Genomic DNA, 13,280 nt, shown 5'->3' on the forward strand with positions numbered 1-13,280 from the left:
AAGAATAGACCCTCTTTAAGAATCGCCTGCTAGAGTTTATTAAACCTCTCTTAAAATGGCAAGTCACTCCTGCATAAGAAAAAATAAATCTTTTCATTAAATTCTTTAAAGTCTCTCCAAAGAAAGAAACGATAAACACTATACAGCCTGTTCTCCAATCAACCGCTTAAGCAACTCAAGTTCCTTAGCCAAGGTCTGATCACCACAAACCAAATCTTCAATTTTACGCACAGCGTGTAAAACTGTTGTATGATCACGCCCACCAAAACGGCGCCCAATTTCTGGTAATGAGCGAGGAGTTAATACTTTTGCTAAATACATTGCAACTTGCCGTGGCTTCACAACCGTACGTGTTCGACGATTAGATAACAAGTCCTGTTTAGAAACATTATAATGGCGTGCTACCGTACGCTGAATTTCTTCAATCCGAATACGCTTAGGTTCACCAGGACGTGTCAAATGACCTAATAACTCATCAATCCGCTCTAAAGATAAATCAGACTCAAAAGATTGACGAAACAAGAGCTGATTAAACGCACCTTCAATATCACGCCCCGACCCTAAAACCGTTTTCGCAATATATTCCAAGATATCATCAGAAATTGATACCATGCCATCATCTTGTTGTGCCACCTTCAACCGCTGGCGCAACATTTGCAAACGCATTTCATAATCTGGTGCTTCAATTTCAAGAGCTACCCCTCCCTGAAGACGAGAGCGAACGCGAAGATCAAGCGATTCTAATTCTGCTGGTGGACGATCTGCAGCGACAACAACCTGTTTTGCACTATCAAGCAACATATTAAGCAAATGGCAAAACTCGTGTTGTATCGACTTACCCTGCAAAAACTGCATATCATCAATAATCAAAAGGTCGATATCACGAAGCTGTTCTTTAAAAGAAAGAGCATCATTATCACGAATAGCTGTTGCAAAACGCCACATAAAATATTCAGCAGTTAAATAAATAACGCGCGCAGACGTTAAACGCTTCAATGCAGAAGCAGCAATCGCTTGAAGCAAATGTGTTTTTCCTAAGCCAACAGATGCGTGAATAAAAAGAGGATTAAAACGTAAGGCACTTTTATGCCCCTCTGCAATGGAACGCGCAGCTGCTAAAGCAACACGATTAGAAGCCCCCTCAACAAAACTTTCAAAAGTATAGCGAGAATCAAGTGGAGATCCAAAAACTCCCGTTTGAGAATTCTTAACTGAATGCTCTGCGCAACTTTCAACAAAAGATGAAGTCGCCTGCTCCTCTAGCACAACAGGAGGAACACTTCTTTTACAAACGACATCTCTTGAAACGCGTTCCATACCACGAACAATAACTTCAACACGAAGAATTGCTGAATTCTCTTGTTTCCATAAATGAGTCAAAAGAGAACCATAGTGATTATTAATCCATGAACGCAAAAAAGCAGTAGGAACAGAAAGCTTTACAAGAGTATGACTATATTCAGCAAGCTTCACACGTCCAAACCAACTGGTATAAGCCTCAACACCAACCTGCACCTTTAATTGCGCCATAACACGTATAAAAGCCGCCGCACTTTCCTCCTCTGAAACAATAGAATGCCCTATAGAAGCATTTCTACAAACGTTCTCATCACTTTCCGTCATCCTATTCTTTATTATGTTCTCTGCCGACAGGATATTTACCGAAACCCTTTTAAAGGAACTAGCTTTAGAGTTCAATTTATCCACCATCTTCCATCCTGATAAAAATAAAATTTTGTCCTGCCAAACAACTAAAATAAATCTAGCGAAGGCAAAACGCCCTACCCCAAATAAGATTACTCACCCTCCCCTAGGATAGCCTCATCACAACCCTACTAACAAAGATGACCAATAAGATTTACTTGCACTCATGATATGACCCACCCTTCTAAAATGGTAAACATATCCATTAAGAAAACTAAAAAACCGTCAGAAAACCTCTCCAACACAAAAGTTTCGAAAAGCCTAAATCAAAACATCTTGTATTCAACAAAATACAGAATAATGCGCTGATGTGACCCCTTCATGCTTCTTAGTCTTCATAAGAACCATACAAAACAGCAGAGGTAAAATGCAAGAGGTCAAAATAAAATCAAAAAACCCGAAAAAAATGCTTATATTAATGAGGACTGAAAAAAATATTGATTCAATTCATTTTTTTTCTCTAAATTTACCAATAATTAAAGAATCTCTTCAGATTTAAAAAAAAAAATAAAATGCTTGACAAAAAAGACTCTGTACAAATCCACAAAGCTTGTGGATAACCATACCTCCCCCTATAAACTTTCTCTCCTTTTTCAAGTGGAGAATCATTATCGATTCTTATTTTCAATAGAAACTTTTTGAAATAATAAACAAAAAGCCAGCATCCTTATGGATACTGGCTTTGTTCTCAATTAAAGGAGAAAAAGCTTAAACGCTGAGAGCCTTCAAACGTTTAGCTAAACGCGATACTTTCCTCGCAGCAGCATTTTTATGAAAAACCCCTTTAGAAACTGCACGCATAATTTCAGGCTCAAAATTCTTAAATGCAATCTCTGCAGATGCCTTATCGCCACCCGCTAAAGCATCATCAAACTTACGTATAAAAGTACGAACGCGTGAACGGCGGGCCTTATTAACCTGTGTGCGCGCCGCAACCTTGCGCACCGCTTTTCGAGCAGAAGGTGTATTCGCCATAAATATAATCTCTCTTTCAACACCTTGGTAAAATGAGTCTCAATAACAACTCTACCAATATAAATAAATCCAACCCAAGCAAAACTATAAAGCTGCCTATAACCGTGTGGATTATAGCGCAATCCTAAAGCTAACGTCAATTAGATTTTCAAAGATAGCCATAAAAAAACGAAGCCAAACTCTTTGATCCGCAACTTTATAGCTTAATAATAGATATTCCTTAACAAACAAAAGAATTTAAACGGCTAACTTACGCAAGACATATTGCAAAATTCCACCATGATGCAAATAATCTAGCTCATCTTCAGTATCAACACGGCATAATAATGGAACGGTTTTTACCGTACCATCAGAAAAAGTAATTTTCGCTACAGTCTTTTGACGAGGTTTCAAGTTATGAATCCCTTCAATTGTCACCTTTTCATCTCCCTTTAAGCCTAAAGATTTCCAACTTAGCCCCTCCTCAAAAACAAAAGGGACAATGCCCATACCAACAAGATTAGAGCGATGAATCCTTTCAAAAGACTGCACAATCACTGCTTTGACACCAAGAAGATTGGTCCCCTTGGCAGCCCAATCGCGAGATGATCCATTACCATATTCAATACCTGCAAAAACAACGAGTGGAATACCTTCTTGTTTATACGCCATTGCTGCATCGTAAATGGTTTGTTCTACCGCTGACGGATAATGAACCGTATAACCTCCTTCTCGACCATTTTCCCCTAACATGAAATTACGAATGCGAATATTGGCAAAGGTCCCACGCACCATAACTTCATGATTCCCACGACGCGTTCCATACTGATTAAAATCAGCCACTTTAACACCATGATCCATTAAATATTTTCCGGCAGGAGAAGCTGCTTTAATAGAACCAGCAGGAGAAATATGATCCGTCGTGATTTTATCACCAAATAAACCTAAAATCCGTGCATCTTTAATATCTGGTAAGATATCAGGTGTTTTCTGCATATCATCGAAATAAGGTGGATTGCGTACATAGGTGGATTGCTCATCCCAAGAATAGGTAGAACCCGTAGGAATCTGAACTTTTTGCCAATTTTCATCTCCCTTAAAAACATCTGCATACTTTTCGGCAAAAACCTTCCGCGTGACATTTTTTTCGATAAACTCCTGTATTTCTTGAGAAGTTGGCCAAATATCTCTCAAATAAATGGGGTGGCCATTTGAATCTTCACCTAGAGGCTCCTTGGTTAAATCTTTACACACCGTCCCGATGAGCGCATGTGCAACAACTAACGGTGGTGAAGCTAAATAATTCGCTTGCACATCAGGGGAAACACGCCCTTCAAAATTACGATTTCCTGAAAGAACCGCAGATGCAATTATACCATTGTCATTAATCGTTTTGGAAATAGCTGGATGCAAAGGACCAGAATTCCCAATACATGTTGTGCACCCAAATCCTACTAAGTTAAATCCTAATGCATCTAAATCTTTTTGCAGACCCGAATTTTGAAGGTAAGCTTCAACGACTTGTGAACCAGGTGCAAGAGAAGTTTTTACCCATGGTTTACTCTTAAGACCCTTTGCCACAGCATTTCGTGCCAAAAGCCCCGCTGCAATAAGAACACTTGGATTCGATGTATTCGTACACGACGTAATCGCAGCGATCACCACATCACCGTGACCAAGCGTATATTCTTCACCCTCAACCTGATAACGCTTATCTTGTCCAGAAGTCTTCTTATAGTCTTCGACCAATGCCTTCTCAAAACCCTGCCCAACATTTTCCAATGCAATACGTCCTTCAGGACGTTTAGGACCAGCCATAGAAGGGACAACGGTTCCCATATCTAATTCAATTGTATCACTAAAAATGGGATGAGCCACCATTTCATCATGCCACATCCCTTGTGCTTTGGTGTAAGCCTCCACTAAGGCAATCCGACTTTCATCACGCCCTGTCATATTGAGATAACGCACTGTCTCCTTATCAATTGGGAAAAAACCACACGTTGCTCCATATTCAGGTGCCATATTTCCAATCGTTGCCCGATCAGCAAGCGTCATATGCTCCAAACCAGGACCAAAAAACTCAACAAATTTACCGACAACACCCTTCCGACGTAGCATTTGGGTCACCGTTAATACGAGATCGGTGGCTGTTACACCTTCCTTAAGTTTACCTGTTAGACGAAAACCAATCACTTCAGGTAACAACATAGAAACAGGTTGGCCTAACATTGCTGCTTCTGCTTCAATACCACCAACACCCCAACCTAAAACCCCTAAACCATTTACCATAGTCGTATGCGAATCAGTTCCCACACAGGTGTCAGGATAAATCGTCTCACAGCCCTCTTCATTCTTCATCCATACACATTGTGCTAAATATTCTAAGTTAACCTGATGACAAATCCCTGTTCCTGGAGGAACAACGCGAAAATTTTGAAAGGCTTGTTGCCCCCATTTAAGGAAACGATAGCGTTCACCATTGCGTTCATATTCATGCTCAACGTTTTCCTTAAAAGCCATGGAATTGCCAAAAGCATCAACAATAACTGAGTGATCAATGATGAGATCAACGGGAATGAGAGGATTAATTTTTTCAGCGTTACCGCCAAGTTTAACCATAGCATCACGCATTGCAGAAAGATCAACAACTGCTGGAACACCTGTAAAATCCTGCATAAGAACACGTGCAGGACGGTAAGCAATTTCTGCCCCAGTGCTCCCTTTGTCGTTTAACCACTTAGCAACATTGAAGATATCCTCTTTTTTAACTGTGCGACCATCTTCGAATCGCAATAAATTTTCGAGAATAACTTTCATCGAAAACGGTAAACGAGAAACACCTTCAAGTCCGTTCTTCTCCGCTTCAATCAAGCTATAATAAGTATATTCTTTGCCACCAACATTTAATACTCTACGACAATTAAAGCTATCAATTTGAGTCATGACTGTCCACCCTCATACTATAACCACCCAATTTCCAGGAATGAACAACACAAACTACGAGTCAAGGTCGCAGCTTGAGCGCAGACGCAATTACCTCCGCCATCCATTTCCCCCTCCACCCTCTAGGCATAATGCGGAAATCAGCGCCAGAAACCATTTTACACCAGATATTGATGTAAGGTATCCCTTATAGAACTATTTCTAGAACTATTCTAGGTACAATTGCATAAAAAATGTGTTTTTTATTCTATAATGCAATAAAGAATATGAAAATAAAAACAAAATAGGCAATCACATGGTGTTATCAGGCAAAGATTTAGCCGCTTACAGAAACGAGGAAATTCTGTTTCAAGGTCTTTCTTTTTGTTTATTTTCACAGCAACTTATGACAATCACCGGTCCTAATGGTATCGGAAAGTCTACATTACTCCGAATCATTGTCGGTCTTCTTGAGGCTGCTGAAGGTCATATAATACTTAAAGACCATGATCAAATATACCCTGTTGCAACTGCTTGTCATTATCTTGGTCCTCAAAATGCTATGAAACCTCTCTTATCTGTCATTGATAATTTGCAATTTTGGGCAGATTTTTACGGTCAACATTTACGTTTTGCGCATGAAGCTCTTGCCGATATTGGTCTTTCTAACCTTGAACATTTACCCTTTAACGCCCTGTCAACTGGACAACAAAGACGCGTAGCTATTGCGCGCCTTTTGCTCTCCTATCGTCCTCTTTGGATTTTAGATGAACCAATATCTGGGCTTGATAACCATGCTCAAAAACTCCTTGCTCGTATTTTCCAGCGTCATCTCAATCAAGGAGGTATGATTATCGCTGCAACTCATAATTCCATAGGCATTCCAGAAAACCATAAAATCGCTCTGGAAAAATTTTTACCTCTCTAGGAGAGAATAAAATGAAAGCACTGTTCTGGCGTGATCTTAAACTATTATTAGCGCTACAAGCCACTTCACTAACAGGATTATTGTTTTTTATCGCTGTTGTTGTCATAACCCCCTTTGCCATTGGACCAGATCCCAAAACTCTTGCACAAATAGGACCAGGTATATTGTGGTTTGGAGCCCTTCTTGCAGGACTCCTCAATCTGAACAAACTTTTCCAAATCGATCGCGATGATGGTAATCTCGACCAATTTATCCTTTCAGGAAAAAGACAAAGTTTTACACTAATTGTCTTTACAAAATGTCTTGCCCATTGGGTAGGAACAATGCTTCCTCTTATTTTTGCCACACCTATTTTAGCCCTCATGCTCCATTTAGATGTAGTAATAACTTTTACAACAATACTTACCCTTTTATGCGGAACACCAGCTATTATTTTTATTGGTGCTATAGGCGCTGCACTCGCAACCTCATTGTTGCACAGTACTTTGCTTATTTTTATCATTATCTTGCCGTGGATCATTCCAATTATGATTTTTGGTGTTTCCGCTGCTACAGCCCCAATAAACCCAAATACCTCTTTTCTCACTTCTCTAGCTCTTCTCAGCGCTTTTTCACTTCTTTTGAGTCTCTTTAGCTCTTTTGTTGCTGCGATAACGCTTAAACTTTTATCAGAATAATAAAAGATGATTGCCGCATAGCAAAACTCTGCCTATTATGAATTTTATGAATAAACTATCTCGTACATATAAAATCAGGTTACTCCCTGCAAGTTTCACCCTTTTCATGAAAATAAGCAGAGTCGTCTTACCTTGGTTGGCCGGCATAACATTGTGTTTCCTTATCTTAGGGCTTATTCTAGTGATGCATTCCCCTGATGACTATCAACAAGGCATTACTGTTAAGATTATGTACCTTCATGTACCCTTTGCGTGGTTGTCTACATTCTGCTATGTAACGATGAGTGCAGCGGCATTAGGAAATCTGATTTGGAAATATCATCTTGCTGACGTGGCACTTAAATGTGGAGCGCCTATTGGGGCAATTTTTACCGCCTTGGCTCTCATGACAGGAGCACTTTGGGGGCGACCTACATGGGGAACATGGTGGGTCTGGGATGCACGGTTAACATCAGTTTTAATTCTGCTTTTTATCTATCTCTCCATTATCCTGCTTGGGCGTGCTTTTGACAACCAAGTAAAAGCCGCTCGTGCGACTGCAATTCTTACACTTGTTGGATTTGTTAATATCCCTGTTATTAAATTTTCCGTTAATTGGTGGAATACATTGCATCAACCAGCATCATTGTTACGTGCTGGAGGATCAACAATCGACAATGCTATGTTATGGCCCCTTATAACAATGCTCTTTTGTTTCATCTTTATGTTTATTGCTCTTTATTTGATGGCTATGCGAAATGAAATCAATCGTCATTATATCCGAATACTTCAGATTAAAAAATCCCGTCGTGCACAACAACAGGACGCTTCATCATGCTCGATCTAAATGGCATCCACAGCGGACTTTTAGGAAATCTATCTCAGAAAATTGATTTTTTCCTTAGCACCCTTAAACACGAGCAAATTGTTGTTTTAAGCTATGTGCTTTCTGCAATATCCCTCTTATGTCTTATTGGATATATTCTTTGCAAAGCTCTATACCAAAAAAAAATTCTCCAACAACTAAACAAAAAAGAGCTGTCACAAAAAGAAAAGTATAATGAAAAACATCCCTCCAAACTTAAAAAAAATATATCTTTGCCTGTTCTGCTTGTTTTTTTTGGACCATTTGTTCTTTTTCTTCTTCTCATGGTGCTTTTTTTCAACTTTATGGATAAAAAACACCTTCAAGATTCTTCTCTTCTCCCAAACGCATTGGCTGAAAAACCTGCTCCCAATATTCATCTTCCTCTTCTTGATAAAGAAAGTTATCTCAATTCAAAACAGTTTAAAGGACGTGTCACATTGGTCAATTTTTGGGGCTCTTGGTGTCTGCCCTGTCGCGAAGAACATCCTATTCTTATGCAAATTGCACAAGATAAACGTTTTGATCTGATTGGTATTAATTATAAAGATAATAAAACAAACGCTCTGCGTTTTTTAAACAGTTTTGGTAATCCTTTTAAATTTATTGGCTTTGATGTTTCAGGATATACAGCCATTGATTGGGGAATATATGGCCCCCCAGAAACCTTTCTCTTGAATAAAGAGAGCATCATTATTGCCAAACATGTTGGTCCCTTAACATGGCAAATTTATCAAAAAAAAATTCTACCAAAAATTGAACAAGCGATTATGACAGAAGAAAAATAAAATAATGCAGGTTTGTAAAAACATAACGTTTTATCATGCTATGTATGCTATTTTATTTATACGGACCCGCATTCTTCTTAGAAAAATTTTACAAGAGTATTACCATTGTTGATTCAAAAACATGTGTAAAGAAATATCTGTGTAGGAGCTTTATTTTTGATTACTTGGACAAAAACAATATTGCTATAGAACCATCGTTAGATTAGTGACAGCAACCAACTATTATTTTCAAAGTCATATAGGTCTTCGCTTTTTATCTAAAATGCACATTGTTATGAGGGGACTTCACCACTATTCTCATCTTTTTTATAAAATAACAAACCCGTTCCTTCGCAGCGTCATTGTTATATTTATTCCCATTACACTATCTGTTCGTAATAGACTCTATAAAGTCCATATTGAGTCTATACATTCTTATTCTATCGATAATTTCTCTTATGATTATAACTAATGAGCTTTTTTGACTCTTAATAAGATAAATTCGAGTAAGAAAATATGACTACAATCAAAAAATCTCATTTAACAGAGAAGATAAGTTATGAATACATAATCAATCTATCAATGAACATTATAAAAGAATTCATTGTAAGAAATAAACTTTTGAGATGTAAAAAGTATAAAAGAAGCTTTTTCGAGAGGAGAAAATATATTTTACAGAGAACTCTTTTTTAAGCACTCTATAACGTAATTACTGATCTCAACAGAAAAATCACTCGTATACATTAAAAAACTCTAAGACAAAAAATATTCTAGAAGTTCATATGAGCTTATGCGTAAACTTTTATGACGCAAATAAAATAGGCTTTTGTTGCAATCATCATTTTTTATGAAAAATATTTGATTATGTTTTTTCTTCTAAAAATTCTTGCGGTGTAAAACAATATGTTTTTGAGCAAAATTCACATGTGACTGAAATATATTTATTTTTAACCATTCTATTGCGTTCATCAATAGAAAAGCCTTCTAGGATTCCTTTAATTTTTTCGTGTGAACAAGAACATTGATCGACAAGAGAAAAAGGATTAAAAACTCTAACACCTTGTTCATGAAAAAGACGGAACAAGAGCTGTTTACTACCGACTTGGGGATCTGTTAATTCTGAACTTTCAATCGTTTCCATGAGTATTTTAGATTCCTGCCATTGGTTATCCAATTGGGTATGAGTTTTCGTTTCTTCTCGCTTTTGATGAGGGGCATCTATTTTATGATGAGACGATTCTTGGGGTAAAAGTTGGATCAAAATACCTCCAGCTCGCCAGCTTTTCTGCGGTTTTCCTTGTTGGTCACGATTAATTAATATAGCAACAGCCAGACGGATATCGGTAGGAATTTGTTCTGACTGATCAAAATAAATACGAGAAGCTTCTTGTAAATTTGATCCATCTAATGCAACTATCCCTTGATAGGGTTGCATATGGGGACCTTGATCAATTGTGAAGGCTAAAGTGCCTTTTCCTAAAAGCGTTTCTGAAGAGGTTTGACCATTGTCTATGGCTTGTTTCAGCTGTTCTTTATCAAAACGAGCGTATCCACGTAAACTGGAAGGAGGCGAAAAATCGCACACCAACATATTAACCGGTCCATCGGAATGGGTTTGTAGAATAAATTTTCCCGTAAGTTTTAGAGAAGTTCCAAGCAGAACCGTTAAAAGTAAAGCTTCTGCCAGAAGATAAGAAACTGGTTCAGGGTATTGATGTCTGTTAAGAATAGAATTTAAAGTTTCCCCAAGTTGTACGGCACGTCCACGGATATCAAGTTCTTCAACTTGAAAGGGAATAACACTATCATCTTCATGCAAGAAGTTGTTGTTGGGAGAGGCTTCATCTTTAGCTTGTTCACTCATAGCTTTGCCTTTTTTATATAATTTGTTGTAGGGAGGCTATTGTGGAGAGAAAAACGCATCTTGTAAACACCAAGAAAGAATTGCTTTTTGAACATGAAGACGATTTTCAGCCTCATCGAAAACAACGGAGTGCGGTCCATCAATCACAGAATCAACAACTTCTTCACCGCGATGAGCAGGAAGACAATGCATAAAAAGAGCATCAGATTTTGCTAATTTCATGAGAGATTCATTGACTTGATAAGGCTGAAAAGTAGAACGACTGCGAGCACGAAATTCTTGTCCCATGGAGACCCATGTGTCGGTCATAATACAATCAGCATCTTGAGCTGCTTTTTGGGGATTATGGGTTAGTGTAAGATGTGCTCCTCGTTCACGTGCCCAATGGATAAATTTTTCCTGTGGCTCACTGCCCTTTGGAGTAGCAATACGCAAATGAAAATCAAAAAGAGCTGCAGCTTCAATTAAGGAATGAAGCACATTATTACCATCCCCCATCCACGCAAATATTTTGCTAGCAATTGGCCCCCGATGCTCCTCATAGGTTAAGATATCTGCTAGAATTTGGCAAGGATGTGTATCATCTGTAAGGGCATTAATGACAGGAATTTGTGCATATTGTGCCAATTCGAGCATACGTTGGTGTTTCGTTGTTCGCAATATCACGATATCCACAAAACGGGATAAAACGCGCGCCGTATCAGCTATGGTTTCACTATGACCAAGTTGCATCTCTGAACCCGTGAGCATGATTGTATCTCCGCCAAGCTGGCGCATACTGATATCGAATGAAATACGGGTTCGTGTGGATGGTTTTTCAAAAATCATCGCAAGTGTTTTACCTATAAAAGGTTTTGAACCTTTTCCTGCTTTAAAAGATGCTTTAAGGATCTTTGCATAATCGATCAGTGCACGTGCTATTGCTGGCGTTAAAATGGATAAGTCCGTGAAATGACGAAGAGCATTTGTCATGTGTGTGATATTTGTCTTTCTTTGTTTACTTGCAAAAGATAAGCTATTGCTTTTTCAATACGATGCAAACTTTCATCTATTTCTTCTTCCCTAATGATAAGAGGAGGCAATAAGCGCACAACATTGTTGTTGGCAGCAACACTTAAGAGATGTTCATTTTCTAAAGCATTAACGACAAGATTTGAAGACACAACACATTGAATACCCAACATTAGCCCCATCCCCGGAACTGCGCGGATAATATCAGGATAGATATTGAGAATGTGCAAAAGTCCACTTTTTAGTTTATCCCCCATACGCTGAACATGGTTAAGAAAACTTGGCTCTAACAAAACATCAAGAACACTATTTCCTACAGCCATTCCAAGAAGATTTCCTCCAAAGGTTGAGCCATGTGTCCCAAGTGTCATGCTTTTTGCAACTTTATCCGTTGCAAGGCAAGCACCTAATGGAAATCCCCCTCCTAATCCTTTTGCGAGGGTAAGAATATCAGGCGTGATATCACTCCATTCATAAGCAAAAAGCTTTCCTGTTCGTCCTATACCCGTTTGGACTTCATCTAAAATCAATAACAGACCATTATCATCGCATATTTTGCGCAAAAATCTTAAATATTCATGAGGGACCGTTCGTATTCCTCCTTCTCCTTGAATAGGTTCAATAAGAATAGCGGCGGTATTTTTATTAATAGCGTTACGCAAAGCGACTTCATCACAAAAAGGTACTTGAATAAATCCACCAGCTTTAGGTCCAAAGCCTTCAAGATATTTTTCATGCCCAGTCGCAGCAAGTGCAGCAAGTGTACGTCCATGAAATGCCCCTTCAAAAGTAATTATTTCAATGCGTTCTGAATGACCAGCAGCATAGTAATAATGGCGTGCCGTTTTGAATGCGCACTCCAATGCTTCAGTACCTGAATTGCAGAAAAAAACCTTATCCGCAAAACTATTTGCACAAAGCCGCGTGGCAAGAGATGCTTGTTCAGGAGATTGAAAAATATTAGAAACATGCCAAAGTTTTTCAGCTTGTATTTTGAGCGTATCAACCAATTTTGGATGTGAATACCCTAATGCATTAACAGCAATGCCAGATGTGAAATCAAGATAATGTTCTCCTTTATCGGAAATAAGCCATACACCATGCCCCTGTTCAAAATGCAAATTCCGTCGTGCGAAGCATTCATAAAGTGGTTGTATAGAGACAGCATCCATCATAATTCCCTTTATATTTTAACCTTTTCAATATATATACAAAGCAACACTACAAATAAAACAGCATGGTACATTTCGTTACGGTGCTTTCAACATTTCATTACGATTAGTGATTACACCTATAGAATAGATCATTACACCAATTGAAAAAAAGTCAATGAAGGTTCTACAAATAAGCATTTTGGGAAAAAACCTTAAACAAAAGTGAAAGTTTAACCTATGATTGATTTGCAAGTTGGGGAAAACATTCTAAATAAACTCTTCAAGAGGTAAAGACTCTTGTCATAGAGTGAGTGCATATTGTAATTTACAATATAATAAGCAAGATGATGTGTTTTGATTTGTAAGTCCACAGGCTGGATGATTTTCTTATGCTCGTTTAGAGTGTAAAGTTCTTTCATTCAGCGTAATGAAAACATTATTTAAACATTTGA

Annotated in this window: 10 protein-coding genes; 4 read left to right on the forward strand and 6 right to left on the reverse strand. The window is 38.2% G+C overall.

What is annotated here, in order from left to right; translation table 11 throughout:
- Positions 1-138 precede the first annotated feature (138 nt).
- From dnaA to acnA, 3 genes are all read right to left on the reverse strand, one after another.
- Entirely contained in the window at positions 139-1,710 is a 1,572-nt protein-coding gene (gene dnaA / locus ACFIK4_RS05910) for a chromosomal replication initiator protein DnaA (protein WP_375611430.1), read from the reverse strand.
- Between the two features lie 702 nt (positions 1,711-2,412).
- Entirely contained in the window at positions 2,413-2,679 is a 267-nt protein-coding gene (rpsT, locus tag ACFIK4_RS05915; RefSeq protein ID WP_273790272.1) for a 30S ribosomal protein S20, read from the reverse strand.
- Between the two features lie 237 nt (positions 2,680-2,916).
- Complete coding sequence (gene acnA / locus ACFIK4_RS05920; protein WP_375675431.1) at positions 2,917-5,604, reverse strand: aconitate hydratase AcnA; 2,688 nt, start codon at positions 5,602-5,604, stop codon at positions 2,917-2,919.
- Positions 5,605-5,899: 295 nt separating this feature from the next.
- On the opposite strand from acnA, the gene ccmA reads away from it, so the two are divergent.
- The 4 genes from ccmA to ACFIK4_RS05940 all read left to right on the forward strand — a co-directional run bounded on the left by ccmA (position 5,900) and on the right by ACFIK4_RS05940 (position 8,820).
- Positions 5,900-6,511 (forward strand): heme ABC exporter ATP-binding protein CcmA, encoded by a 612-nt coding sequence (gene ccmA / locus ACFIK4_RS05925; protein WP_375611428.1) that lies wholly within the window; start codon positions 5,900-5,902, stop codon positions 6,509-6,511.
- 11 nt (positions 6,512-6,522) lie between these two features.
- The gene (gene ccmB / locus ACFIK4_RS05930; RefSeq protein WP_375611427.1) at positions 6,523-7,188 is read left to right on the forward strand and encodes a heme exporter protein CcmB; all 666 of its coding nucleotides are present in this window, start codon (positions 6,523-6,525) and stop codon (positions 7,186-7,188) included.
- A 46-nt stretch (positions 7,189-7,234) separates the two neighbouring features.
- The gene (locus ACFIK4_RS05935) at positions 7,235-8,014 is read left to right on the forward strand and encodes a heme ABC transporter permease (protein WP_375675434.1); all 780 of its coding nucleotides are present in this window, start codon (positions 7,235-7,237) and stop codon (positions 8,012-8,014) included.
- Between the two features lie 191 nt (positions 8,015-8,205).
- Positions 8,206-8,820, forward strand: a complete 615-nt coding sequence (locus tag ACFIK4_RS05940) for a DsbE family thiol:disulfide interchange protein (protein WP_375630725.1) — start codon at positions 8,206-8,208, stop codon at positions 8,818-8,820.
- An 841-nt stretch (positions 8,821-9,661) separates the two neighbouring features.
- Here ACFIK4_RS05940 and ACFIK4_RS05945 read toward each other — a convergent pair.
- Genes ACFIK4_RS05945 through ACFIK4_RS05955 form a run of 3 tightly spaced genes read right to left on the reverse strand, consistent with a single transcriptional unit; the run spans position 9,662 to position 12,846 of the window.
- On the reverse strand, positions 9,662-10,663 hold the full coding sequence (locus ACFIK4_RS05945; RefSeq protein ID WP_375675436.1) for an Hsp33 family molecular chaperone: 1,002 nt from the start codon (positions 10,661-10,663) through the stop codon (positions 9,662-9,664).
- A 36-nt stretch (positions 10,664-10,699) separates the two neighbouring features.
- Positions 10,700-11,635 (reverse strand): ornithine carbamoyltransferase, encoded by a 936-nt coding sequence (argF, locus tag ACFIK4_RS05950; RefSeq protein WP_375675438.1) that lies wholly within the window; start codon positions 11,633-11,635, stop codon positions 10,700-10,702.
- On the reverse strand, positions 11,632-12,846 hold the full coding sequence (locus tag ACFIK4_RS05955) for an aspartate aminotransferase family protein (protein WP_375675526.1): 1,215 nt from the start codon (positions 12,844-12,846) through the stop codon (positions 11,632-11,634). The genes argF and ACFIK4_RS05955 overlap by 4 nt, the downstream gene beginning before the upstream one ends.
- Positions 12,847-13,280 lie beyond the last annotated feature (434 nt).

Origin of the sequence: Bartonella sp. AP9QHHD (genome assembly GCF_042195625.1) — a bacterium.
GTDB lineage: Bacteria > Pseudomonadota > Alphaproteobacteria > Rhizobiales > Rhizobiaceae > Bartonella.

Coding starts and splice junctions, on each gene's coding strand:
- rpsT (WP_273790272.1), bottom strand. CDS start 2,679: ATGGCGAATACACCTTCTGCTCGAAAAGCGGTGCGCAAGGTTGCGGCG.
- ACFIK4_RS05935 (WP_375675434.1), top strand. CDS start 7,235: ATGAATAAACTATCTCGTACATATAAAATCAGGTTACTCCCTGCAAGT.
- ccmA (WP_375611428.1), top strand. CDS start 5,900: ATGGTGTTATCAGGCAAAGATTTAGCCGCTTACAGAAACGAGGAAATT.
- ccmB (WP_375611427.1), top strand. CDS start 6,523: ATGAAAGCACTGTTCTGGCGTGATCTTAAACTATTATTAGCGCTACAA.
- ACFIK4_RS05955 (WP_375675526.1), bottom strand. CDS start 12,846: ATGGATGCTGTCTCTATACAACCACTTTATGAATGCTTCGCACGACGG.
- dnaA (WP_375611430.1), bottom strand. CDS start 1,710: ATGGTGGATAAATTGAACTCTAAAGCTAGTTCCTTTAAAAGGGTTTCG.
- ACFIK4_RS05945 (WP_375675436.1), bottom strand. CDS start 10,663: ATGAGTGAACAAGCTAAAGATGAAGCCTCTCCCAACAACAACTTCTTG.
- acnA (WP_375675431.1), bottom strand. CDS start 5,604: ATGACTCAAATTGATAGCTTTAATTGTCGTAGAGTATTAAATGTTGGT.
- argF (WP_375675438.1), bottom strand. CDS start 11,635: ATGACAAATGCTCTTCGTCATTTCACGGACTTATCCATTTTAACGCCA.